Below are 26,570 nucleotides of genomic sequence, written 5' to 3'. Positions count from 1 at the left end.
AGGTAAATAATGTACATAGCTGTAAATTGCAAAAAAAAACAAATATGCCGGGTCTTTAACCGGAATATTTGTTTTTTTATCAGTTTTCTTTCTGCAACGCCTATTGTTGTTTTTGTTCAAGCTTGCTTTGCCAATCTTTAATCGTCTCTTTATAAACCTGAACATCTGGACCTGTCTTGGCCAATCTAACACATTCTTCTAATTGAGCTATACCGGCCCGGTAGTTCTTTTTACCGTCAGCCAATATAAACCCATAAAAATAGTGAACATCCTGGTTATCAGGCTCTAGAGCCAATAGCTGCTTAGCATATTTCTCCGCCTCATCATACCCGCCGGCATAATAATATTTCTTCATTAAAAAAGTAGCTGCCTCTATATTTTTTGGATCTATCGCAACAATTTTCTCATAAGTTCTTAAGGCCTGCTCAGGCATATTGTTTTGTTCATAAGCAAGCGCCAGTTTGCCCAAAACATCAACATCTTGCGGACTGCTTTTAGCGGATTTCTCCAGTTCATTCAGTTCCTGCTCGGGATTATACGATTGCTGCTGATTTTTATTGTCAGGAGTTTTTGTGCCTCCGTCGCCTGCAGACCACATTACGGAAGAACCAATCAAACCTACAGACAGTGCTATTGTCAAAAACCAAAAAACTATTTTTTGTTGCCTCTTTCTTTTTGCTCGTAAAGACATGCCTTTATAGGCCATATTTTCAACTCCCCATACTTATAATCCATGCAAGCTATAACATTATACCACTCAACCAATCTAAGACAATAGTCTGTTCCCAGGAATTAATGTAAGATTATGCAACAATAATGGTCATATTATAACATATTGACTTATACCCGTAAAGTTTTCGAAAAAGACTATTGACTATTATCCAAGCCTTTCTTGATATTATAGTAGAGCGCACACTCAATTCTTTTGCGAGCCAGTTTACAGGCCAAATCATAGGGTTTATATATTGTACCGTTAAAAGCTTCGGCATTTGCATGACAACCACCGCTGCAATAAAATTTAGCCCAACAATCCATACATTCCGGCTTATTGTACACATGTGCCCGGCGGAAATCAATAGCAATTTCTTTTTTACTTATGCCATCAAAAACATTGCCTAACAGAAAGTTTTTTCTTCCTACAAACTGATGACAGGGATAAATATCACCATTAGGTGCCACAGCCAGGTATTCATAACCGGCGCTGCATCCGGTTAGACGTTTTGCCAGACAAGGACCGCCGTCAAGATCAATATTAAAATGAAAGAAACTGATATTATTTCCTTTACGGGCATATTCAAGCAGGCCTTGTGCCAGTATTTCATACTCCCGTTCTATAACAGGCAAATCTTCTTCCTGCAAAGCATAATCCTTCCCTGACTCAGCCACAACAGGTTCAATTGAAAGAGAGTTAAACCCCAGACCCGCAAGATGAAAAATATCCTTGCTGAAATCCAGATTATGATGCGTATAAGTACCCCGTATATAATAGTCTTCCTGATGGCGGGAGTTAACAAAGCGCTGAAAGTTTGGCAGCACATATTTGTATGAGCCTTCCCCATTTGGCATGGGTCGCATATAGTTATGCAAATCAGGACGGCCATCCAGACTCAATACAGTACTGATATCATGACAATTCAGAAAATCCTCTACTTCCTTGTTTAACAGAAGCCCGTTTGTAGTAACAGTAAATTTAATAATCTTTCCATTGGCAGAGGCTAACCCCTCGCCATAGTAAACTAAATCCTGCAATACTTTAAAATTCATCAACGGTTCGCCACCAAAAAAATCAACCTCAATATTCCTCCGGCTGCCGGAACTTTTTATTAAAAATTCCATCGCCTTCTTACCAACATTAAGCGGCATCAAATCGGAACTGCCACCAAATTTTCCCTGCCCAGCAAAACAATAACGGCACCTCATATTGCAGTCATGTGCTAAATGAAGGCATAAAGCCTTTACAACTCCTTCTCCGGGTAAATAGTCATTATTCTGCAGAGGATCTTCACTAAAAAGCAACCCCTCTTTCCGCAACTCATTAATCTCATCACATACACCTGTAATCTCCTGTTCCGAGTATATATCACGATGTTTATTCAAAATATCTTCTATGCTCAAAGATAAATAATCTTCCAAAACCAACATAGTTAAGTCATCAACAACATGAAGCGCTCCGCTGTTGACATCCAAAACAATATTAATTTGATCTATCGTGAACTTATGTATCAAGTCTTAGCCCCCTAAAAAATTATTGCATTGTTCAAAAAAAAACCTCATCCCTTGCGGGATCAGGCTGTTAATTTTGCTTCTCCTTTTTACACACCTGGTTGCCAACCGTACAAGATGTTTTGCAAGCTGACTGACAAGAAGTCTGGCATTCACCGCAACCCCTGCCGCTTATGGTGCTATGTAAGGTCTTCTTATTAATTGTAACAATATGTCTGGTCATTTAATCTACCTCCCTTCCACTTCATTATAATGCAAGTTAAATAATCCCTGCAAGCAAATTATTTTTTAATTTTCACTAGCCGGTTTTTTATATTTCCCTTTGCAAGGATACCCAGAATTATAGCAGAAGTAATTTTAACTGTTGATATTGCTTGTTTTATTTCTTTCACCAACCTTTCGGAAAGAATATGAGTTTTTCTTAAAACATCCTGTGTGCCTTCAACCAGTCCCCGGGAAAAGGAAAAATGCTTTTCCATATAGACACCCATTGAAAAAACCAGTATCACACCCATTACTATTATTATATTTTTCTTCTTCATCTGTATCCCTCCAATATATGGAATGTATTTACAATTATATCATAAACACCCATAAATTTATCTACAAAAAAATATTTATTTAAATCTTTATATATTGCTGACCAACAAAGCAGATAAATTTAAAATCACTAAAAACTATATCGTTATAGGATATAAGAACATAATTGACTGTAGAACATCATACAGACAAAAGACAGTAAACATAAATACATGGCATAGAATAATTTCTATGCCATGTATTTATGTTTACTGTCCATTATTTATTGATGAGATTAACTTATCTATAGTACCTATTAAATCAAGATACTGAGGTTTACTGATCTGAGCATCTACACCTACCGCATAGCCTTTATGCAGCAGATCCTCAGTAATCAGTGAAGAGAAAATTACCACCGGCAGCTTCCTCAATAGAGGATGTTCCTTGATACGTTTTGTAAGGTGATGTCCATCCATCTTAGGCATTTCTATATCCGTAATTACTAATTGAATTTCTTCAAACAACTGCTCGCCTTTATCCTGCACCAAACTGACCAGGTAATCCCACGCTACGCTGCCGTTGTTATAGTAACTCAAATTGGTATAACCGGCTTCCGTTAAAACTTGCTTAAGAAAACTTCTCAGTGTAGCCGAGTCATCAACAACCATGATGTTTTTATCCGAACGCTCCCTGTCACTTAAAACCTTCAGGCTGTCACTGAGCACTGCCGATTGGGGACTGATTTCGGCCACAATCTTCTCGTAATCCAGCAACAAGATAATTCTATCCCCCATTTTAACTATTCCGATAGTTGTATTGCAATCCACCTGGTAAATGTCTGAAGGCTGTTCAATCTGTTCCCATGAAATTCGGTGAATACGGGATACACCGTGCACACGAAAAGCTACTTTAAGCTGATTAAACTCCGCAACAATCAACTTGTCGCTCTCAGGCCTGGGAGAAGGATCATAATTCAAAGCTCTGGCTAGATCTACCACCTTCATTATAGAATCCCTGAGTTTAATAATTCCTTCGATGCAGGGGTGTGCATTAGGTATTTTGAACACCGGCATTAATTCAACAATCTCACGCACCTTAATAACATTAATGCCGAACTGAGCATTGCCAATAGAAAACTCCACAATTTCCAACTCATTAGTACCGCTTTCCAAAAGAATGCCTTTACCTTTTTCCAATACGGCTGCCTCCTTTATCAATTATCCTCCGAAATATAATTACCTCCGGACCTTTTGCTGAGATACAACTGCTATCAACTCTTCTTAACAAGTAATTCACGCATTAGCTACTCTTTACCATAGTAAATCCTATAGAAACGGCAACTGACATATTAACATTTTCAGTTTTAAAGTTTGACTAAAAATTTTCCACAATAACTGGTATAATTCCTGCCGTAATCTTAAATTTTGTTAGCTAATTGGCATACTTAGTCTTCTAATCATTGGATTTATTGGCTCTATACAGAATTATTAAATGCAATTATACTCATCGTCCCGTATCCTATTTGTGATATACTTTATTGTAATGAAATTATAGATTCTGGATTGGAGGTATTTTTTATGAAAGTAGTTGCCTTTAATGGAAGAAACCTTGGGAAGAATATGGCCTGTCTGCTTAAAAAAATAAACAGCTAAAATTTAAAGGGGAATTGCCGCATTAAAACGGTTATCCCCTTTAAATAATGTCAGCATTTCAAATTGCTATTTATGCTCTTTTACCAGTATCATTCTTTCTCCGCCAGCACAACCCTCTCCCTGCCGGCGTAATCGAAAACAATTTCACTACAGCACCAAACCATACCCATACCGGTCATCTCCTGCACCAGAACATCTGCTTGCCCCGGACCGATTTCCAACATCAGCAAACCGCCACTTTTCAGAAGATCCCCGGCTCCGGGCAGGAGTCGGCGATAAATATCCAGGCCGTCCAGACCGCCGTTCAACGCAATTTGCGGCTCATATGACCTGACATCGACAGGCAAACCGGAAATATCACCACTTGGCACATAGGGCAGGTTAGCCGCAATCAAATCCGCCTTGCCTTCCAAAGCCAAATTGCTCAGAGGATATAACAAATCGCCGTGGAAAAAATGAATCCTACCCGCAACTCCGTGTATAGCTGCATTATGCTGTGCTAAAACCAACGCATCCCTGGAGCAGTCCACGGCATAAACCCGCAAACGACTGTTCATTCGCGCCATGCTTACAGCGATAGCACCACTGCCGGTGCCTATATCCAACACGAGCAACTCTTCCCCCGGCTTACCCTCCAAAAATTTCAACGCCCGTTCCACCAATATTTCTGTCTCCGGCCTTGGTACGAGTACAGCAGGATTTACTATAAAATCCATACCCATAAACTCCTTATGGCCCGTCAGATAAGCAACCGGCTCCCCTTTCACCCTACGCTCAATTAAACAGCGATAAGCCTTAGCTTCCTCTAAGGTAAGAACATAATCAAATCTCATATAAAGACCGGCCCGCTCAATACCCAGCAAATGCATCAATAACACTTCTGCATCAAGAGAAGCATTTTCCAAACCGGCATCTGCAAAAAAGACCCTGGCTTTAACCAGAGCCTCACGAACATTCATAGCAACTCACATCCCTGACATTTACTCTGTACTACGCAAACGATCCGCTTGATCAGTAGTAATCAAAGCTTCGATAATCTCGTCCATTTCTCCCATTAACACAGCAGGCATACGATGAGTGGTCAGCCCGATCCTGTGATCCGTAATCCTGTTCTGAGGGAAGTTATAGGTACGAATTCTCTCACTGCGATCACCGGAACCAACCATTGATTTTCTGGTGCTGGCTAATTCACTCCGCTGCTCAGACTCAGCCAAATCTTTTAGCCTGGCACGCAAAACCCGCATAGCTTTATCTTTATTCTTATGCTGTGACTTCTCATCCTGACAGGAAACTACCAAACCCGAAGGTAAATGCGTGATTCTAACAGCTGATTGGGTAGTGTTTACAGACTGACCGCCCGGTCCGGTAGAACAGAAAACATCTATTCTTAAATCATTAGGGTTAATATCAATCTCTACCTCTTCGGCCTCAGGAAGAACAGCCACAGTGGCAGCAGAAGTATGAATGCGTCCGCCTGACTCAGTAGAGGGGACCCGCTGCACCCTGTGCACACCGCTTTCAAACTTTAACCTGCTATATGCTCCTTTGCCCTCAATCATGCAAACAACCTCTTTAAAACCGCCAATATCCGTGTAATTCGCATCTAATACTTCAGTGCGCCAACCCTGTTTTTCCGCATAGCGAGTGTACATTCGGAAAAGATCCCCGGCAAAAAGCGCGGCCTCTTCACCACCGGTACCGGCTCGAACTTCCAGGATAACGTTTTTATCATCGTTAGGATCCTTAGGCAACAGCAAAAGTTTTAGTTTCTGCACCAGTTCTTCTTTTTTTTCAGAAAGCTCTTCCAGCTCCAGTTCGACCATTTCTCTAAAATCTTCGTCTAATTTATCTTTTAACAGTTCTCTGGCATCTGATACTTCTTGATCCAACTGTCTATACTCGCGGTATACATTTACAATATCCTGCATATCGGCATGTGCTTTAACATATTGCTGCCAGCGGGAATGGTCGGCCATAACTTCCGGATCACCCATCAAATCTCCTAATTCCTCATAACGTTCCTCAATTTTCTGCAGTCTCTCAAACACTCGCCTCACCATCCTTTAAAACTGCCTTAAGCGCAGATATAGCTACTTCAACCTGACCGTTATCCGGTTCCCGGGTAGTCAGTTTCTGCAGCCATTTTCCCGGGGCAATCATGATACGGCACCAGAGAGTACGATAATACTTTCCAGACAACTTCAACAACTCATAAGAAACTCCTGCAACTACCGGCATCAAGATAACCCTGGATAAAATCCGCCACCATAGTATCTTATAACCGGATAAAGAGAAAACTACGATACTTACCACCATTACAATCAGCAAAAAGCTGGTTCCACAACGGGGATGAAAGGTAGAATATTTTTGCACATTCTCCACAGTAAGCTCTTCCCCCGCCTCAAAAGCATTAATTACTTTATGCTCCGCACCATGGTATTGGAAGACTCTTTGAATATCTTTCATAAAGGAAATAGCAATTACATAAATTAAAAAAACCCCTACTCTGACTACACCCTCAACCAAGTTTTGACCTATACTTCCTTTAACTTTGGCTGCAAAAAAATGTGTTGCGGCAGTAGGCAATACAATGAACAACAATACTCCGAGGAGCAATGCTGTAGCAACTGTGAAAAATATTTCCCTGGTACTTAGCTCCTCTTCCTCTCCCACAGCCTGACTGGCAGAATATGTTAAGGCCTCAATACCAATAATTAAAGAGTCAATTAAAACTACCAATCCCCGCAGAAACGGCCATTTCAAAAAAGGGAAGCGTCGGGCAGGATCGCGCACAGGCTTTTGATCTACAACTATAGTCTCATCAGGACAGCGCACAGCAACAGCCCTGGTCGCCGGTCCTCTCATCATAACTCCCTCTATGACGGCCTGACCGCCATAGGTATAAGCAGGTTTCACCAAAAGCACCTCCCCGTAAACATCCGTTAGATTTAACCTTTGGGCCCAAAATCATCTTAGAAAATCTATTTCCCAGACAAGAGAGTCCCCTTAAGCGACCTTCGAGCGGCCACAGGCACTCGTGCTCGTCGGAAATTATGCAGTACCAACATTGATTGTGTAATATAGATCTGCACTTCATTATACCATGACTTATCCACAGATCCGTCATAAGCATAATTTCCTGGAGTAATACAAATAAATAGCAGAGCCTTCGCTCTGCTACCTGCCCTAACTTATGCCGTATTTTTTCCGGAAACGCTCGGCACGCCCGCCGGTTTCAATAGTTCTCTGTGTACCGGTATAGAAAGGGTGGCAATTTGAGCAAATTTCAACCCGCAGGTCTTCTTTGCGAACGGAACCGGTATTAAACTCATTTCCGCAAACACACTTCACCTTAATTGTTCTGTACTCAGGATGGATACCGCTTTTCAACACAATCACCTCTTTCACTGGCTGATAAATTCACATCTTACTAAAATTAATTATTTCACATATATCTTAAAAGCCCACGAACTTTTAAAAATGATATTTTACATACTTGATCATTATAGCACATGCTGCTAACACAATGCAAGAGAGTTATCTGCCACTTACCGGGTGACTAAAGCTGCCTATAATCAGGTGACGGCAATCACGCTTCAACCTGTCAATAAACTGACCTATGCCCAGCACTTCCGACGCCGCTCCGCCTATAACGGGAATAAGCATATCCGGGTCAATATTAAGATTTCTTAACTGTACCATATCTATATTATATTCATTAATTAAATTTATTAAGGCATTCATTTCCTCTTCCCTGTCCGTAATACCGGGAAAAACCAAAAGATTTAGTGATATGTATACGCCATAGGATTTAGCTAACAGCAAAGACCTTTTAACATCATCCAGATCATAATCTACCGGACAATGGTAGGCCCGGTAGGAAGCTGTTCTGGCACTAAAAAGACTGACCCTGATGCTATCCAGACCGGCATCGCAGAGTTTGTCCAACCCCCTGGTAAAACCGCCATTTGTATTTATGTTTAAAGTACCTCGATTTGTAATCCGTCTAATCTCTTTTATGGCCTGACTCCAGACGGCATATGCCATTAACGGTTCGCCTTCACAACCCTGACCGCCGCTAACTATTGCTTCAGAAGCACGGCTCAAGTGTGCCGCAGCAAGTTCAACCAGTTCTGAAACAGAAGGAGTAAAATTGATCCTGGACTGTGGTGAGGGACAACACTCCGAAGGCTGCAATGAGATACAGCCCAAACAGCGGGCATTACAGGCAGGTGATGCAGGTAAACCGGCCTCCCAGCGCTCGTAAAAAAGATTTTGTGCTGTTAGGCAGTGATAATTCATTGAACAAACAGCTAATTGCTCAATAATCCGGTTACCGGGAAATTCATATCTCTTCTTTTCAATTCTATTAGACAAAAAATCATCGTTATAATTTAAAGGATTCCATTTTTCACCCGGATCAGTAAGTATAGCGGCAACGCAAATTTGTCCCAAAGAGTCTACACCAACTGCCGTATAACCGTATAGCGGCAACACAGGAGCATTATGGGAGGAATTTTCGTAACCGGGCAGCAGCAACCTTGTATAACCGGCCGGCAGTACGGCGGCAACAGCGCAAACAGGTGAACCGTCCTCCATACACTCCAGTATTTCCGGTTCGCCGTCTGAATTTAAACCTACCGGAGACCGGCCCGGCAGAAGCATTAAATCCGCGCCGGGAGGCAGAATCAGCATTTCATCCTCGCTTATTTCCCAATATTCCTCGCCAGATCTGCCAAGAGCCAGCAAATCCTGATCCACATATAAGCGACCCAGCTGATCGGCATAAAGCAGCTTGTACATATAAAATTTCACCGCACTATTTATTGAACTTAAAACAGTAGTATTTTAACACAGTTATGAATTAATGCCAAGCTATAAGCTATTTTAATTTATTATCAAATATAACCGCGAGTCAGATAAAGTAAAGGATCATAATGTACTCCCCGGTTTATCACTTCAAAATGCAAGTGAGGACCTGTGGAACGGCCGGTATTTCCTATTTCAGCTATGCACTGCCCAACTTCAACATCTTCGCCATCAGACACCAATATTTTCGAGCAGTGGGCATAAAGGGTTTGCACATCCCTGCCGTGATCCAAAATAACCGCCAAACCGTAAGTACCCCTTGGTCCGGCAAAAACAACCCTGCCGCTTCTGGCAGCCTTGATGCTCTCTCCTTCATTAGCCGCTATATCCACCCCCTGGTGTGGACGCCCATCACGCATACCAAACACGGAGCTTATATCTCCCCGAACCGGCCAATTAAAGGCCATTAAAGGCATATTACGAGAAACCTGCTGTAATGATGAGGATTGCTCGTTTCTCGCTTCATTGGGCAATACAACCAGTACCTGGCCTTCGTATAAATGATTGATATCGGAAATCTTATTTTTCTCAATTAACTTGCTCAATGCCGAGTTATAATCGGCCGCTATAGAAATTAGTGTTTCCCCTTTTTTTACTGTGTGCAAAACCGGTTTTTCCGCAGAAATTCGTAATTTCTGCCCTTCTAAAATTAAATCCTTATCACGAGGCAAACCGTTTATGGACATCAATTCTTCTACCGTTAGACCATACATGGCGGACAACTTCCACAAGCTATCACCGCTTTTTACCACATATATTTCATTTTTTATACCCTTGCTTTTTATATCAACAACATTATTAATTCCGGCAGGAATAATTAGTTCATCATAACGAGCCAATGCGGGATAACCCATAGCAAAAATTGATGTTACTAATAACATGGAAACAGCATACTTTATTTTTCTACCCGAAATCTCCATACTAACTCCTTCTCTCTTAAACATTATTATATATATACCCATTTCATGATAATATATACCAAATAATCTCAAAGACCCTTCCTAGAAAGGAAGGGTCTCCAAAAAGACATCCAAAGATTTAATAGCTTAAGATAGAAATCTATGACGTAGAAACGCTTATAATATCTTTCTGGTATTATTGGTGGGGATTTCGGGGTTATTTAATCGGCCGGGGGTGGCTTTCCTGGACTGCTTGAAGTTTTGCAACAACTCCGCATTGTTCTGGGTGCCTCTTATTTTTTCCATCATCATTTCCATCGCGTCCCAGGGATTCAACCCGTGAATATTCTTGCGGAAGAACCACGTTAACTCTAGTTCATCTTTTGTCAACAAAAGTTCTTCTTTTCTGGTTCCGGAACGTTGAACATCTATGGCAGGGAAAATTCTCTTCTCAGCCAATCGGCGATCTAATACCAGCTCCATATTGCCGGTTCCTTTAAACTCTTCAAAGATAACATCGTCCATTCTACTTCCTGTTTCCACCAATGCAGTAGCCAGAATAGTCAGGCTGCCACCCTCCTCCAGCTTTCTTGCTGCACCAAAAAACCTTTTAGGTTTATGCAAAGCTGCCGGATCAACACCCCCTGAAAGGGTTCTGCCGCTAGGAGGCACAATCAAGTTATGAGCACGGGCCAGGCGAGTAATACTGTCCATCAAAATTACCACATCTTTTTTATGCTCAACCAAGCGTTTAGCCCGCTCTAAAACCATATCAGCCACTTTTACATGATTTTCCGGAGGCTCATCAAAAGTAGAGCTGACGACTTCCGCATTAACAGATCTTTCTATATCCGTAACTTCCTCCGGTCGTTCATCAATAAGCAAGATTATGAGAACGATCTCGGGATGGTTGGTGGTTATGCTATTAGCTATACTTTTCAGCAGAATAGTTTTACCTGCTTTAGGAGGAGCTACAATCAGGCCGCGTTGACCTTTACCCAAGGGAGCTATTAGATCAATTATTCGTGTAGATTTTCGTTCCGAAGAAGTTTCCAGAGTAATTCGTTCTTGGGGATATAGGGGGGTTAAACCGTCAAAATGAATTCTTTCAGCAGCAACCTGGGGATCAATCCCGTTAACCTGTTCTACCCTCAATAACGCAAAATACCTTTCATTATCTTTAGGCTTTCTTACCTGGCCGCCTACGCGGTCACCCGTTCGCAGATCAAAACGCCTGATCTGAGAGGCGGATACATAGATATCATCATAACTTGGATGATATTTAAACGGTCTTAAAAAACCATAACCGTCAGGTAAAATTTCCAACACGCCGGAAGCAAACAACAATCCGGTTTTTTCCGTCTTAATTTTAATAATTTCAAATATTAATTCTTTCTTGCGAAGCTTTGAGTAACCGACTATTTCCAATTCCTTGGCTATTTTATACAGCTCAACCATTGTTTTAGCTTCTAAATCAGACTGGTTCAACGGCATCCCTCCTTTTTATTATAACCAGCAAAAATCAGGGACGGGCTGTCAAACCCGCCCCCGAATTGAAAATTATTTTACGGGAACTTTCTCCCAATCTTTTAGAAATCTTTCAATACCTGAATCAGTTAAAGGATGTTTTATCATTTGGTATAAAACCTTATAGGGGATAGTTGCAATATCAGCTCCAGACTTGGCCGCATCAATAACATGCATGGGATGCCGGACGCTGGCAGCTATAACTTCCGCAATCAAACCGTACTGATTAAAAATCGCCATAATTTCCTCTATCAGCTGCATGCCGTTATAACCTATGTCATCCAAACGGCCAACAAAAGGGCTTACATACGATGCACCGGCCAATGCTGCCAGCAGTGCCTGATTAGCCGAAAAAATAAGTGTTACATTTGTTTTAATTCCCTGGGATGATAACTCTTTGACGGCTTTTAAACCTTCTGCTGTCATGGGTATCTTTACTACTATATTAGGATGAATAGAGGATAACTGCCTGGCTTCCTCAATCATAGGCGCGGCTTCCAGGCTTACAGCCTCGGCACTGATTGGCCCGTCTACAATGGAGGCAATCTCGCGCACAACCTGGACAAAATCCCGCCCCTCCAAGGCAATTAAAGACGGATTAGTAGTTACACCGGAAATAACACCCAGTGAATAAGCATCTCTTATTTCCTCCACATTTGCCGTATCCAAAAAAAGTTTTATTTCCAACACCACCTTTTTTATGCCTTACCGGAACTGCCAAACAATCTAATTTTTTCGCGAATTATTTCTATAGCTGCTTCCCTCGCGGGACCCAAAATTTGACGCGGGTCAATTTCATCCGGCTTGGCCGCCGCAACCTCACGAACTTTATAAACAAAAGCTTCCCTTATGTTTGTATCAATGTTTATTTTACCGACTCCCAAACTTACAGCTTCCCGGATAGCATCATCAGGAACACCCGAAGAACCGTGCAAAACAATAGGTATCTTGACCAGTTCCTTAATCTTTTTCAGCCTGTCGAAATCAAGCTTGGGTTCTCCCTTATATACACCATGCGCCGTACCGATAGCTACAGCCAGGGCATCTACAGAAGTTTCCCGGACAAAACGTTCTGCTTCCAGAGGGTCTGTAAACATCGCTTCTTTTTCATCCACAGTAATATCATCTTCTGTGCCGCCTATTTTACCCAACTCAGCCTCTACAGACACACCTACAGCATGAGCCACATCCAACACTTTTTTAGTAAGTGCTATATTTTGCTCCAACGGCAGTTTTGATCCGTCAATCATAACAGAACTAAAGCCCGCCCTGATACACTTCATCACTTGCTCAAAGCTGGTGCCGTGATCGATATGCAGCGCCACAGGAACACTCACGGAATCGGCAGCCAGCTTTGCCATAGCGGCAATATACTCTAAACCCGCATACTTAATTGCTCCCTGGCTGGCCTGCATTATTACAGGAGATTTTTCCGCTTCGGCCGCCGCTGCAATTGCTTGAACTATCTCCATATTGTTACAGTTAAAAGCGCCTACTGCGTAGCCTTCCGCATCAGCCTTTTTTAAAAGCACATCTATTGGAACCAATCCCATACAGTTACACACTCCCCATAGAATCAAGTATTTATAATTATTCCCTATCTATTAGACAATATGAATTATTTACGCCTGCGCCGGTTTTTTTTGTTTTTTACACTGTCCAAGGAATCAAGAAATTTGAAGCCATTCCTTGGCAGCTCAATTTTGTCTATCTGTCGAATAAATTTTAAATCGTCTTCATTTTCCGCATAAATAATATTAATACTGTCACAGCCCTTGCAGTGCAATTCCAATCGTTCCGGGAATATATCCAACTCTATATCATTATTGCCGCACTGACAATATAAGAAACCTCGATCAGCTATATCATGCAAACAATTAATTACTTCATACATTATTTCAGAATTAATAAAGTAGTCATCTTTTGTAATCTCATTCAATAATGTAGCTATCTCATCATCCTTTTCAGATAATACACCTTCTACCTCCAATATAGTTCCCCAGTAACCCAATTCAAGGCCCGTATCATGACAGAATAAGCAAATCACTTTATTCCCATGCCACAAGTTCTTACGAGAAATTCTGTGCAGATGCATATCTTCGCATACAACACAAGAAACACTTATGTGCCAAAACTTAGAATCCCTTTTAGGCTCAACAACTAACTTCACCGCTCCGCAAGAACAGATTACCTGAACAGCTTCATAATCAGAAAACCAAAAACGGGATAAGTTGTGATATTCCAATTTTCCACATACCGGGCAGCGCATGGCCAGCACCCTGTCAGTGGCTATCAACATTGTTTTACCCTCCTAAAATATAGACCAGCAAAAAACCTGTTCAAGAAATGATTTCGCTATTCACGCGGAGAAATCCTTTAACATAAAATAAAACTTTAAAATTCATACAATATCACGCGAACGATCAATTTCTGCCCCATCAGGAATTAAGGATTTGATTAACGCACGTATATCTTCTAAATCAAACGGTTTATTAATGTAGTGGTTCACACCTAATTTTTGAGCTTGCATGACTATCTCCAGCTCACCGTATGCAGTCATCAAAATAACCGCTGTGGCATCCTTGTAAACCTTGTTTAATTCGATCAGGGTTTCCAACCCGTTCATACCGGGCATTTTCATATCCAGCAAAATAAGACGGGGCCTTAATAATACAGCTTTATCTATGGCCTCTCGACCTCCGGCAACAGCCTCAACACGATAACCGTCTTCACTGAGTACTTCGTAAAGCAATCTACGAATTCCCGGTTGATCATCAACAATCAAAAGATCGCAATCTCCCAACGGAACATAACCCCCTAGCACCAAAACTTTGCTGAAAGAATATACCTTTAACTATTTGTTCGCGCAAAAGAAGGAAATTCCTCCAGAACACAAATAAATATTTCAAGAAAGTCGCCTAAGGCGACTTTCGAGCAGCCATAGGCACTCGTACTCGTCGAAAATTATGCAGCACCAACCATCTTTATGCAATATTAATTTGCTTACATTAAATAATGACTCATCCCCAAATTTATCACAAGCATAATTTTCCAGAGTACAAAAGAAGCCCCGGCTGTAATGACCGGAGCTTTAGTTTTTATATTTTGTTTTTCCCTCTCTCCAGTGCAGCGCCAATAAAATCCCTGAATAACGGGTGAGGGCGGTTCGGTCTTGACTTGAATTCCGGGTGAAACTGTGTAGCTACAAACCAGGGGTGTTCAGGCAGCTCAACTATTTCCACTAATTGACCATTCGGCAAAGTACCGCTCATAATCAATCCTTTTTCGGCCAAGCCCGCACGAAAAGTATTATTCAACTCATAGCGATGGCGATGTCTTTCATATATGATTTCCTGTTTATAAGAAAGGTAAGCCTTAGTATTAGGCAAAAGCTTACAAGGATAGCGGCCTAATCTCATTGTACCGCCCATATCCTCTATATTTTTTTGTGTGGGCAGCAAATCAATAACCGGATAGGGAGTCTGAGGGTTAAATTCAGTGCTATTGGCTAAACGCCAGCCCATCATGTTCCTCGCGTATTCAACCACGGCAAGCTGCATACCCAAACAAATACCCAACATAGGTATCAGGTTTTCTCTGGCATACTTAATAGCAAAAATCTTGCCTTCTATACCCCTGTCACCAAAACCACCAGGCACAAGTATGCCATCAGCGTCCCTCAGGTATTCTTCAGCCGGTACTCTCTCCAAATCCTCTGCATTTATCCATTTAATGTTTACTGCCGAACCATGATACAAACCAGCGTGTCGCAACGCCTCAGCCACACTTAGATAAGCATCCGGCAAAGAAACATATTTACCTACTAAAGCAATATTAGTCTCCTGGCGCAGGTGGCTCATACGCAAAACCATGTCCTGCCACTCAGTCAAATCGGGTGGGCTGCATTCAAGCCTCAATCGCTCCACCGCAATGTCTGCCAGACCCTCACGCTCCAGCATTAAAGGAACCTCATAAATTGACCTGGCATCCACCGCCTGAATAACGGCTTCTTTATCTATATCACAAAAAAGAGCCAGTTTTTCTTCCATATCTTTAGATATAGGCTCCTCAGTGCGACAAACAATGACATCCGGCTGAATCCCTATGCCACGAAGTTCTTTCACACTGTGCTGGGTTGGCTTAGTTTTCAGTTCATTGGCTACCTTTAAATAGGGAACCAGAGTTACATGAATGTACATAACATTTCCTCTGCCCAGGTCGCCTTTAAGCTGCCTGATAGCCTCCATAAAGGGCAGTGATTCAATATCCCCTACTGTGCCCCCTATTTCAGTAATAACAACATCAGGATTTTTTTCTTCAGCTACTCGCAAAACTCTTTCTTTAATTTCATTAGTGATATGAGGAATAACCTGCACAGTACCGCCCAGGTAATCTCCCCTTCTCTCTTTGGTTATAACCGACCAATATATACCGCCAGTAGTTACATTACTGCTTCTGCTTAAATTTATATCAATAAAACGCTCGTAATGACCAAGGTCTAAATCTGTCTCCGCACCATCATCGGTAACGAAAACTTCACCATGCTGGTAAGGACTCATAGTACCAGGATCAATGTTTATATAAGGATCGAGCTTTTGAATGGTAACATTTAAGCCCCGGTTTTTTAAAAGCCGGCCCAGTGAAGCGGCAGTAATTCCTTTCCCTAAAGAAGAGACAACCCCACCGGTGACAAAGATAAACTTGGCCATCATAAGCCTCCTGCAAAGCAAAACTTTTTAACACTCATACATTTTATATGTCACAGCTTGCCTATGTCAAGCATTATTTGCCCCAACCCATAACCCGTACAGCCAGGATATAACCTAAAAACATACCTACAACGCCCATTACACCGGACAATGTGGGGGGAGCGGGAACCGGCAGCTTTACCCGTGCAAACAGTATGCCGACAACAAAACCGCTGGCTGTCGACATCAATATCTCTTTTAAATTCAAACTGCTACCCTCCCTACATTTTTTCCGGGGCGGCTATGCCCAGGAGAGACAAAGCATTTTTAATCACAGTCTTCACACTCATTACCAGTACTAACCTTGCTTCAGACAAAGCGGCATCATCCACAATCACACGGTGGCTGTTATAAAAACTGTGCAGCAAACCGGCCAACTCATGCACGTAGCGAGCCAGGCGGTGCGGGGCCAAACTTTCCGCGGCGGAAGCTATTTCCTCAGGGAAATCCGCCATCTTACGAATTAAATCCAATTCAATCTCTTCTTTAAGCAAGGCTAGATCCACCGCACCGGCCTGCGGCAGCCTGCCTCCCTGCTCGTCTAATTGCCTGAGGATGCTGCAGATACGGGCGTGGGCATATTGAATATAGTATACCGGGTTTTCATTAGACTGTGATTTAGCCAGTTCCAAATCAAAATCCAGGTGACTGTCGGCACTGCGCATAACAAAGAAATAACGGGCCACATCACGGCCAACTTCTTCTATTAACTCATCAAGCGTGACAAATTGACCGGTGCGTTTGGACATACGCACAATTTCAGTCCCTCTGAACAGCCTGACCAGCTGCATTAGTATAATATCTAAAGACTCCGGATCATAACCAATAGCCTCAACCGCACCTTTTACTCTGCTGACATGCCCGTGATGATCAGCACCCCAAATGTTTATCACACGGTCAAAACCCCTATCGAACTTATTCTTATGATAAGCGATATCCGCCGCAAAATAAGTAGGCACCCCGTTTGAACGGACAACCACCTCATCTTTTTCCACACCAAATTCCGTGGCCTTAAACCACAAGGCCCCTTCCTTTTCATAGATATGGCCCTTTTCTTTTAATATCGCTACAGCTTCATTAACAGCGCCTGATTCATGCAAGTCCTTCTCGGAAAACCAGACATCGTATCTGACCCCGAAATCAAACAGAGTGTTCCTGATCTCTCTTAACTTTTCTTCCAGAGCATAGTTTATCATTACCATACGACGTACTTTTCCCGGCGCACTTAAAAACTTGTTTCCGTATTTGTCAACAAAACCCTGCATAGTTTGGATAATATCCAACCCGTGATAACCGTCTTCCGGAACAGGACAATCCTGGCCTAATAACTGCAAATAGCGGGCTTCCAGAGTCAGCCCGAAATTCTCAATCTGATTGCCTGCATCGTTAACATAAAACTCTCTGGTCACCTGGTAACCGGCAAAATCCAAGAGACTGGCCAGACAATCACCCAAGGCCGCTCCCCTGGCATTACCCATATGAAGAAGACCGGTTGGATTGGCACTAACAAATTCCACCTGCACTTTTTTACCTGAGCCAAGCATTACCCGGCCATAATCATTGCCCTCGGTTTCTATAATACGCAGGGTTTCATAAACCCAGGCCGGGTTTAAATAAAAATTTATAAAACCAGGACCCGCTACTTCCACACGATCCAGTAAAATGAAACTGCCGTCTTGTTTGTCCGATTTTATCTCTTCATTTAAATGTTCAACAAATATTTCAGCAATCCGGCGTGGTGCCATACGGGCCGGCTTTGCCAGCATCATAGCCAGGTTGGAGGCAAAATCGCCGTGCCCTTTTTCCCTTGGAACTTCCACTACAAATTCAGGAAGCTTGTCTGCATGAAAAATACCGTTATTATTAATATCCTTGAAAGCACACTCCAAAATTCTCTTTAAATTAACCCGTACCTCATTTACCATTCCGCCCATCTAACCGTTAGACCTCCTTGACAGTAATACATAATTCATTATAGCCTATTCTCTGCCTGTCTAATGCTAATTCATACTCCAGATTAATACTTCCCCCAACGTCTGTCAAGTCAACCTCCACTTTCCTTGGGAAAACACTGGTGAATAACTGGCCAAAGGGTGTAACATAACTCCCCTCATCCGGTACTCCTTCCTCAAAAACATGCTTCATTTCAGAAGTACCCATTCGGTTAACAGTCACTTTATCCGCTTCCGCCTTAACCGAGGTCACAGTCCCTTCCATGCCTGATAATTCTGTTTCGTTATAAACGATATAGTAACTGCTGTTCTTTAAATAGTAACTGCCCATAGTTACCAGTTCAATAGTATCTTGCTCCCCAAAATCATTGGTCTGAGTCCCACGCACAGTCACCAACACCTCTTTACGCATTTTATCCGCCCTCTCCAGTCAATTATGCTGTAGTACAGATTTTATCATATTTTTTAAAATTAAAATAATTATTGCAACAAATTTTCTATCTATTGAAACAATTAAAACATTTAATATAATTATTTACTTTAATGTACAGATGTTATCATTTTGTCGGATAACCTGCTTAACTAGCGATAACCGCTATTAAACCCTTATATAGCAAATGATCCATATTTCCAACAGCAATTTATTTTAGTATAATCCAATTAAAAGAAAAATGACATGTTACGATATGATTCAGAAAATAAGTGTGGTGGATTACAATGTCAAGATTCAAATTCCCTCTAATTTACATGATTGTTTTTTTATTACTCATCGCGGGGATCATGCTAACCGATTTATTAAATTATCACAGTCAACAAAATAATATTATGATTAACTCGTATTACCCGATCATTATTCTCTTAATAGTTACTTTTATCAGCCTAATAATTTACCTGGTCTTTCCAGAGCAAATTTATAAGTTTTACCCACTGTCAATGAAGAATGTATTGTTAAAATATGCTAATGATATATTGTTTTTGTTTGACTGTGATTTTAATTTTATCGAAATCAATGATAAAGCCATCAAAACATATGGCTATTCCCACAAAGAATTTCTTAAGATGAAATTTCATGATTTAATTGATCATAATAAATGTCCTCAATTTAATGAAATATGCAAAAAGATAGATTCTTATCACGGTTATATTTATGAAACAGTTCATCAACGAAAAGATGGCTCCACATTTCCTGTAGAAATTAGTTCCCGCCCGATTATTGCCGGTAGGAAAAAATACTATCATTCCATTATTCGCGATATAACTGTGCGCAAACAGGTAGAAGATCAATTACGTCAGGCTAATTTGGATTTAAATACTAAAATTAAAGAACTCCTCCATTCGGAAGAGAAATTTAATAAAGCCTTCCACGCCAGCCCGGTCATTATGTCCATTTCTACCTTAAAGGACGGTCGCTACATGGAAATTAATGATTCTTTCGTTAGATTGCATGGTTACAGCCGGGAAGAAATTATCGGCCGCACCGCGCTTGAAATTGGTGCCTGGAATGACCCCTGCGATCGTGATATAGTAGCGCAGCTGTTAAATGAACAAGGTTATGTAAAAAACTTGGAGGTTAATTACTTTACTAAAGCACGTGAACTGCATACTGGCTTGCTCTCCATAGAGCTTATCAATTTTGGCGGTGAACAATGCCTGATTGCCATCATGCATGATATAACTGATCTCAAACGGACAGAAAAACAGCTGCAACAAAGTAAACAGGAATTAACGACGCTCTTAGAAAATATTCCGGATATAATTTCCCGCTTCGATCGCAACCTGAGATACCTTTATGTAAATCCGGCCGTAACGCAGGCAACCGGACTTCATCAAAACTGCTTTATCGGAAAAACCAATCGTGATCTGGATATGCCGGAAGAACAGGTACATATATGGAACAGAGCATTGGAAAAGGTATTTATGACCGGCAAAAACCACATTATAGAATTTTACTACCAGTTAGCCGATAAACAAAAACATTTTGAATCACGCCTGATACCTGAAAATTCACCGCAGGGCGAAGTGGAATCAGTACTGGTAATTTGCCGGAATATCACCATGCGCAAGGAAATGGAACACAGGTTGACCACATACCAGGAGCAACTGGAAAATATGGTTTATAAGCGCACCTTGGCACTAAAAAAGAGCAATGAGCAGCTTAAGCAGGAAATAATTGAACGTTTGCAAGCTGAGACGGCCCTCCAGCAAAGCGAAAGAAAATACAGGGCACTGTTTAACAATACAAATGATGCCATATTATTACATGGGATTTCAGGCAATAACTCTTTCGAAAGCATTATAGAAGTTAATGACGCTGTCTGCCGCCGCCTGGGCTATACCCGTGAAGAACTGACGCAATTGTCACTGGCTGATATTTATGCTCCGGAAAGCCGTCGATTACTGCCAAATATTCTAAATATTATTTTAAACCGGAAACACTTGACCTTTGAAGTAATACACATTACTAAAACCGGTCAAAAAATACCGGTTGAAGCGGCATCTCATTTATTTACCTTAAACGGCAAAAAAGTAATCCTGTCTGTAATCCGAGATATTACAGAGCGCAAGCGTGCGGAAGCTGAATTACAAGAAGCCCGTCAGCAGGCGGAAAGGCTGCAAACCATGGCTTCCCTTGCCACTATGACAGCAGGCATTGCCCATGAAATCAACCAACCACTGAACTCCCTAAAAATTATGGTGGACGGGTTGCTGTTTTGGCATGATCGAAACGGAACTCTTGACGAGAATGAACTAATTGATGGACTGAAAAACATCTCTGCTCAAGCAGATCGCATCAGCTTGATTATTAGACGTATGAAGGCTCTGGTTCGACATGAATCACCCCCAAATCTCTACCCCTGCAATCTCAACAGCGCTGTAGAAAAAGCTATAGTTACAATGCATGCTCAATTGCTGGCATCCAATATTAAATTGCGAAATATATTACAAAACCCATTGCCGCCGCTTTCCGGAGAAAATTTTGGACTGGAAGAGGTGATTGTCATCCTGCTGGTTAACGCCATACAGGCACTTAATAACAGTAGACAAATAGATAAAGAAATACTCATTACCACACGTTCTGAAAGATATATTATTCTGGAAATAAGTGATAATGGCAGCGGAGTGCCAACAGATTTACAAGAGAAAATTTTCGAACCTTTTTTTACTACCAAGGAAGTGGGACAGGGTATGGGTTTGGGACTTTCTATTGCCCATACCATAATAACATCTTTCCATGGGCAGATTTCACTCAGGACAAATGAAAAAGGAGGAACTACCTTTCAACTGGATTTTCCTGTTTACAATAATGATTTAATAGAGGAGGTTGGGCTATGAACATACTGTTGGTGGAGGATGATCTGGACAGTCGCCTTTATTTAGGTCAATTTCTCCGGAAACTTGGTCACCGGATTGTTGAAAGTGAAGACGGCGAAGACGCTTTAAGTAAATTCCCAACCGGACAGTTTAATTTAGTAATATCCGATATAAGGATGCCCAAAATAAGCGGGCTGGAACTGCTGCAAACTATAGTCCACCTGCCAGCCGGCCGGGATACAGATATAATACTCTTTACCGGTCATGTCGATGTGAGTCTGGCAATAGAAGCTCTACGGGCAGGAGCATATGATTATTTACTGAAGCCAATAAATGTCAACGAATTGACAGCAGTGATTCAGCGGGTATCTGAGCGCCAATCCCTGCTCCGGGAAAACAAAATTGCAAACAATAAGTTTAAGAAAGAAAAAGCTGCTTCCCAGGCCACGCAAAGGGAGTTGGAATTACTGAAAACTTCCTATGTCAGAGAAATTAAACGGGAAGAGGTATTTATTTTCTCGAAAAAAATGAAACAAATTTATACGCAGGCAGAAAATTTTCAACTTGATACATCCCTGCCCATTTTAATTCAGGGTGAAACCGGTACAGGAAAAGAGATTTTAGCAAAATATATACATTATTACCATTCTAAAAATGAGAGGCCTTTTATTGATATTAATTGTGCCGCCATGACTTCCGGCATTTTTGAAAGCGATTTATTCGGTTATGAGGCCGGTGCTTTCACAGGTGGACTGCCTAAAGGACAAAAAGGCAAGCTGGACATTGCCCAAGGCGGAACAGTTTTTTTTGATGAAATAGGGGAACTGTCAGTAGACTTACAAGCTAAATTACTGCGTTTTATTGAGGAAAGAGAATTTTACCGGGTTGGCGGACTTAAAAAAATAAAATCCAATGTCAGAATTATTTGCGCTACTAATGTGGACATCCCAAAACAGATACAGCAGGGGCTATTCAGATCAGATTTATATTACCGCCTTAATATCGGCCACTTCATAATTCCCCCCTTGCGGGAGCGACCAGAGGAAATTCTGCCTATGGCCAATATTTTTTTGAATAGGCTTGCTCGCCGCCGGGGCAAAAGATTTAAAAATATTAGTAAAAAAGCCGCTAAGTTATTAATAACCTACCATTGGCCCGGCAACGTCAGGGAATTAAAAAACGCCATAGAGTGGATCACTTTCACACATGATGATTCGGAAGTGCGTACTGAACACCTGGATAGAATTATTAGATCCGCCTCAAAACCTGCTGAAACCAATAATAACCACAGCTTATCCGGAGAAATAGCGGAATTTAAGCTGCCACGAGACTTTTTTGATATTGAAACATTCTATAATGAAGTAGTGCGACAGGCTCTGGAAATGCACAAGGGAAACAAAGCCAAAACCGCTTCCTACCTGAGAATGTCCAGACACAGCTTGTATAGCTGCCTAAAGCGTATGGAAGTAGACAAGTAAAGCTAAAAAATGTTCACTTTTGCTCACTTAGTAGGATTTGGGACAGTTCTTATTATGAAGTACTATTATACTGCTCCATAAAAAAACCTTTCAAACCTCATTCATACAAGAAGTTAAGAAACTTGCCAGTGTCTGGCAAGTTTCTTGCATCTTATGACTGCAACTTATTATAAATTAAAACCATTATTTGCTTTTCGCCACAACAATTTATGAAAATAACAACAAATTCAACAATCATCTATTTTAGGATCAATTTCACACATCGGCAAAAACATATTCAGAAGCCTTAAAGCAAATTTATCTCATCCCTATGATTAAATTTAACCTTATATAAATGAATGGCAAAACATTATATGGAGGGGGATACTGCTTTGAAACTACGGTGCTTGCTAAATTTTATCCAATTGCAAAAACACAACATGCTGAATCATTTACAGATAATTTCTAGTTTATTACAGCTAAATAAACTGGACTGGTTACGGGAATATATTGATGAGGCTTGTCTGGATATAGTTCATTTCAATGAAGCCACCAGTGTCAAGCTTCCCGAAGTTACTGCAACATTACTATGCGCCTATAGCGAAGCATTTAATCGTAAAATCAGACTGCATATGCTGGTCGATACAGATTTAGCGGAATGTACAGTGCCCGGCCATATATTAGGAGAGGCACTGGAGTACTGTCTTATATACGCTTTGGAATCTATGAACCCTGAGGCAGGGGAGCAGCCGGATCTTTTTTTTAAAACCACTGAGAACGAAAACAAATACTTATGCAATTTAGTTTTTGCCGCACCAAAACGATATCATCCATTGCCATATGAGGTAGGTCTGGTACAGGCTGAAATTTTACTGGGGAGGTTTGGCGGCAGGGTGTTTCTGGCATATTGCAACAACAAGCTTGAGATTTTTCTTTCTTTACCTAAACGCCAATCCAAAACATGATTAATTGCTTATATGAAATATAAAGTTAAAATGCTTATACCTGAGTACAATTATTAAAAGGGTTGGTGAGAATGATGATCCTTAGTTTCAAAATACCTTTTAAACATATTGCTATTTTCCTTTTATTTATTCAGGGTATTATATTGATCGGTTATCTATACTTCAATAATCAGCAATTTAATATAAAAACAGCTATTATTTTCTTATCAGTTGCTTCTTCTTGGCCCATAATTTACCATTACTTATATGAGAAGGATTATAAATCATATTTATTATCAATACAAAACAGATATTTAACAAAATATGCAAATGATATAGTTTTTTTACTTGACAGTAATTTTAACTTTATAGAGATCAATGATAAAGCAATAAAAACGTATGGTTATTCTCATGAGGAATTTTTTAAAATGAAATTTTATAACCTGTGCGACCAAGAAAAATATTCGGAAGACGATGAAGTTTATACAAAAATTGATTCACATGATGGCTATATTTATGAAACTATACACAAGAAAAAAGATGGAAGCACTTTCCCTGTAGAAATAAGTTCGCGTACGATTATTGCCGGAGGGAAAAAACACTATCATTCAATTATCCGCAATATAACCGAACGTAAAAAAACAGAAGCAATTCTGAGAAGATATCAACTGCTATCAGAAAATACCCGGGACATTATTCTATTCGTTCGCAGTGACGGGCAAATTATTGACGCAAACTTAGCAGCTCTGCAGGCTTACGGCTATAATAGTGAAGATATTCTCACGCTAAATATTCAGAATATTAGAGAGAAGGCAACCCGAACGTTAATAAATTACCAATTGCGGGAGGCCGTAGATAAAGGAATCGTGTTTGAAACAATACACCAGCGTAAAGACGGCAGCACTTTCCCGGTGGAAGTCAGTTCAAAAGGCGCATTGCTTGAGGGAGAACAGATAGTAGTAAGTATCATCCGCGATATAAGCGAGCGCAAAAAGTTTGAACTGCAAATTAAACACCTGGCCACACATGATTACCTGACAAACATACCAAACAGGTACTACCTGGAGGAATCATTAAAGCGCTACGTGGCCAAAGCAAAACGCGGAACAACCAGCGCATTACTGCTATTGGATCTGGACAACTTTAAACTGGTAAACGACACCAAAGGACATGTGGCAGGCGATGAGTTATTAATCATATTTACAAAAATACTAAAAGCCAATTTACGTGAAGAGGATCTGTTGACCAGGCTGGGAGGAGATGAATTCGCTGTACTTCTGGAAGGAATAAGTATAAATGAAGCAACGGAAATCGCAGAAAAATTGCGGGCTGTAATTGACAACCAAACAATTGCCTTGAGTCTGATTAATGTAAGGTTTAACCTTACTGTAAGTATCGGTTTATCAATGGTGGACGGAAGCATGGATCCGATCCAAATATTATCACAGGCTGACAGAGCTTTGTATATTGCTAAGGAAAGTGGGCGCAACCGGGTAATCACCATTAAGGGTGTTGAAGATACAGAGGAAAAACTAACCATGACTAACCAGTTAATAAGTTTAATAAAAAAAGCATTAAGAGATAACCTGTTTGAAATTGTCTTCCAACCAATAGTAAAAGTTGCCCATAGGGATATCATTCACTTTGAAGCACTGCTCAGGCTGAAGGATGACCACGGCCATTTGATTTCTCCGGGACATTTTATTCCGGTGGCTGAACGTTTCGGCATGATGGCCCAGATTGACTTGTGGGTACTTCAGTCAGTTATTGATACTCTGCGCATGCATGAAGGAATAAGCATATTTATTAACATCTCGGGCACCAGTTTAAGCAACGAGCGCCTGCTGAATCAATTTGAAAGCATCGTTCTGAACAGCAGCGTGGAACCTTCGCGACTGGGTTTTGAAATTACAGAAACCGCCGCAGCCAGAGATATGATTAAGGCTGAACAATGGATCCGCAAATTAAAAAGACTGGGTTGTAAATTCGCCATAGACGACTTTGGCATAGGTTTTTCATCTTTTTCTTATCTGCGCCTGCTGCCAGTGGATTACTTAAAGATAGACGGATCCTTTATATACAATATTGATCAAGAAACGACAAACCTTGCATTGGTTAAAGCTATGAATACTGTTGCACACACTTTAGATAAGAAAACCATAGCTGAGTTTGTTGAAAACGAAAATATTTTACAAATTCTAAATGAGCTTGACGTTGACTATGCGCAGGGATATTTTATCGGCATACCTGCGCAAATTGAACAGTATGTGATGAATAAAAATAATGAAAAACAAGAGCATCTGGATTAAATAACTATTATTTACCGGCATCTTTAGAAAATCAGAAATCTACCTGCACATATAAAGGAAGAGACAAATACGAAAAACCCGTACCAAATAGTAGGCACGGGTTTCTTCTTTGGATTTAATTATGTTCCTCCATGATGGCAACAAAAACCAACCTAAATA

The 26,570-nt window shown here is 40.9% G+C and carries 24 protein-coding genes; 4 read left to right on the top strand and 20 right to left on the bottom strand.

Translation table 11 applies throughout. The features are described 5' to 3' along the window. Positions 1 to 100: 100 nt before the first annotated feature. The 20 genes from DTOX_RS00360 to DTOX_RS00270 form a co-directional block, all read right to left on the bottom strand. Positions 101 to 706 carry a tetratricopeptide repeat protein gene (locus DTOX_RS00360; RefSeq protein ID WP_012813485.1) on the bottom strand — a complete coding sequence of 202 codons (606 nt, stop codon included), beginning with the start codon at positions 704 to 706 and terminating at the stop codon, positions 101 to 103. 161 nt (positions 707 to 867) lie between these two features. Then, a complete protein-coding gene (gene scfB, locus DTOX_RS00355; protein WP_012813484.1) occupies positions 868 to 2,226 on the bottom strand; it encodes a thioether cross-link-forming SCIFF peptide maturase in 1,359 nt (452 codons plus the stop codon). 67 nt (positions 2,227 to 2,293) lie between these two features. Continuing rightward, the gene (scfA, locus tag DTOX_RS21845) at positions 2,294 to 2,446 is read right to left on the bottom strand and encodes a six-cysteine ranthipeptide SCIFF (RefSeq protein WP_012813483.1); all 153 of its coding nucleotides are present in this window, start codon (positions 2,444 to 2,446) and stop codon (positions 2,294 to 2,296) included. 58 nt (positions 2,447 to 2,504) lie between these two features. After that, the gene (locus DTOX_RS00350; RefSeq protein ID WP_012813482.1) at positions 2,505 to 2,765 is read right to left on the bottom strand and encodes a hypothetical protein; all 261 of its coding nucleotides are present in this window, start codon (positions 2,763 to 2,765) and stop codon (positions 2,505 to 2,507) included. 246 nt (positions 2,766 to 3,011) lie between these two features. Continuing rightward, positions 3,012 to 3,938 (bottom strand): chemotaxis protein, encoded by a 927-nt coding sequence (locus DTOX_RS00345; RefSeq protein WP_012813481.1) that lies wholly within the window; start codon positions 3,936 to 3,938, stop codon positions 3,012 to 3,014. Between the two features lie 545 nt (positions 3,939 to 4,483). Continuing rightward, the gene (prmC, locus tag DTOX_RS00340) at positions 4,484 to 5,353 is read right to left on the bottom strand and encodes a peptide chain release factor N(5)-glutamine methyltransferase (protein ID WP_012813480.1); all 870 of its coding nucleotides are present in this window, start codon (positions 5,351 to 5,353) and stop codon (positions 4,484 to 4,486) included. A 21-nt stretch (positions 5,354 to 5,374) separates the two neighbouring features. Continuing rightward, on the bottom strand, positions 5,375 to 6,442 hold the full coding sequence (gene prfA / locus DTOX_RS00335) for a peptide chain release factor 1 (protein ID WP_012813479.1): 1,068 nt from the start codon (positions 6,440 to 6,442) through the stop codon (positions 5,375 to 5,377). Further along, positions 6,435 to 7,310 (bottom strand): DUF1385 domain-containing protein, encoded by an 876-nt coding sequence (locus tag DTOX_RS00330; RefSeq protein WP_012813478.1) that lies wholly within the window; start codon positions 7,308 to 7,310, stop codon positions 6,435 to 6,437. The genes prfA and DTOX_RS00330 overlap by 8 nt, the downstream gene beginning before the upstream one ends. Positions 7,311 to 7,580: 270 nt before the next feature. Next, complete coding sequence (rpmE, locus tag DTOX_RS00325; RefSeq protein WP_042315177.1) at positions 7,581 to 7,784, bottom strand: 50S ribosomal protein L31; 204 nt, start codon at positions 7,782 to 7,784, stop codon at positions 7,581 to 7,583. 147 nt (positions 7,785 to 7,931) lie between these two features. Beyond that, entirely contained in the window at positions 7,932 to 9,197 is a 1,266-nt protein-coding gene (locus DTOX_RS00320) for a radical SAM family protein (protein WP_012813476.1), read from the bottom strand. A 95-nt stretch (positions 9,198 to 9,292) separates the two neighbouring features. Beyond that, entirely contained in the window at positions 9,293 to 10,183 is an 891-nt protein-coding gene (locus tag DTOX_RS00315; protein ID WP_162013531.1) for a peptidoglycan DD-metalloendopeptidase family protein, read from the bottom strand. A gap of 156 nt (positions 10,184 to 10,339) precedes the next feature. Then, entirely contained in the window at positions 10,340 to 11,650 is a 1,311-nt protein-coding gene (rho, locus tag DTOX_RS00310; protein WP_012813474.1) for a transcription termination factor Rho, read from the bottom strand. Positions 11,651 to 11,722: 72 nt separating this feature from the next. After that, the gene (gene fsa / locus DTOX_RS00305) at positions 11,723 to 12,370 is read right to left on the bottom strand and encodes a fructose-6-phosphate aldolase (RefSeq protein ID WP_042316407.1); all 648 of its coding nucleotides are present in this window, start codon (positions 12,368 to 12,370) and stop codon (positions 11,723 to 11,725) included. Positions 12,371 to 12,387: 17 nt separating this feature from the next. Continuing rightward, complete coding sequence (locus DTOX_RS00300; RefSeq protein WP_012813472.1) at positions 12,388 to 13,242, bottom strand: class II fructose-1,6-bisphosphate aldolase; 855 nt, start codon at positions 13,240 to 13,242, stop codon at positions 12,388 to 12,390. 65 nt (positions 13,243 to 13,307) lie between these two features. After that, entirely contained in the window at positions 13,308 to 13,988 is a 681-nt protein-coding gene (locus tag DTOX_RS00295) for a hypothetical protein (protein ID WP_012813471.1), read from the bottom strand. Between the two features lie 102 nt (positions 13,989 to 14,090). Further along, entirely contained in the window at positions 14,091 to 14,492 is a 402-nt protein-coding gene (locus DTOX_RS00290) for a response regulator (RefSeq protein WP_012813470.1), read from the bottom strand. A 295-nt stretch (positions 14,493 to 14,787) separates the two neighbouring features. Continuing rightward, entirely contained in the window at positions 14,788 to 16,398 is a 1,611-nt protein-coding gene (locus DTOX_RS00285) for a CTP synthase (RefSeq protein ID WP_012813469.1), read from the bottom strand. Between the two features lie 73 nt (positions 16,399 to 16,471). Next, positions 16,472 to 16,645 carry a XapX domain-containing protein gene (locus DTOX_RS00280; RefSeq protein WP_012813468.1) on the bottom strand — a complete coding sequence of 58 codons (174 nt, stop codon included), beginning with the start codon at positions 16,643 to 16,645 and terminating at the stop codon, positions 16,472 to 16,474. 13 nt (positions 16,646 to 16,658) lie between these two features. Then, positions 16,659 to 18,371: an arginine--tRNA ligase gene (gene argS, locus DTOX_RS00275; RefSeq protein WP_012813467.1), complete on the bottom strand. Its 1,713-nt coding sequence runs from the start codon at positions 18,369 to 18,371 to the stop codon at positions 16,659 to 16,661. Between the two features lie 7 nt (positions 18,372 to 18,378). Further along, entirely contained in the window at positions 18,379 to 18,801 is a 423-nt protein-coding gene (locus tag DTOX_RS00270) for a YwiB family protein (protein ID WP_012813466.1), read from the bottom strand. Positions 18,802 to 19,106: 305 nt separating this feature from the next. On the opposite strand from DTOX_RS00270, the gene DTOX_RS00265 reads away from it, so the two are divergent. The 4 genes from DTOX_RS00265 (at position 19,107) to DTOX_RS21140 (ending at position 26,411) form a co-directional block, all read left to right on the top strand. Beyond that, positions 19,107 to 21,722: a PAS domain-containing sensor histidine kinase gene (locus DTOX_RS00265; RefSeq protein WP_012813465.1), complete on the top strand. Its 2,616-nt coding sequence runs from the start codon at positions 19,107 to 19,109 to the stop codon at positions 21,720 to 21,722. Then, a complete protein-coding gene (locus DTOX_RS00260; protein WP_012813464.1) occupies positions 21,719 to 23,179 on the top strand; it encodes a sigma-54-dependent transcriptional regulator in 1,461 nt (486 codons plus the stop codon). The genes DTOX_RS00265 and DTOX_RS00260 overlap by 4 nt, the downstream gene beginning before the upstream one ends. A 371-nt stretch (positions 23,180 to 23,550) precedes the next feature. After that, a complete protein-coding gene (locus DTOX_RS21145) occupies positions 23,551 to 24,123 on the top strand; it encodes a Spo0B domain-containing protein (RefSeq protein ID WP_012813463.1) in 573 nt (190 codons plus the stop codon). Between the two features lie 71 nt (positions 24,124 to 24,194). Continuing rightward, positions 24,195 to 26,411, top strand: a complete 2,217-nt coding sequence (locus DTOX_RS21140; RefSeq protein WP_012813462.1) for a sensor domain-containing protein — start codon at positions 24,195 to 24,197, stop codon at positions 26,409 to 26,411. The last annotated feature ends 159 nt before the right edge of the window (positions 26,412 to 26,570 follow it).

This window comes from Desulfofarcimen acetoxidans DSM 771, assembly GCF_000024205.1.
Taxonomy (GTDB): domain Bacteria; phylum Bacillota; class Desulfotomaculia; order Desulfotomaculales; family Desulfofarciminaceae; genus Desulfofarcimen; species Desulfofarcimen acetoxidans.
Note: the sequence above shows the minus strand (reverse complement) of the source record. Positions and strands in the feature narration are given on the sequence as shown.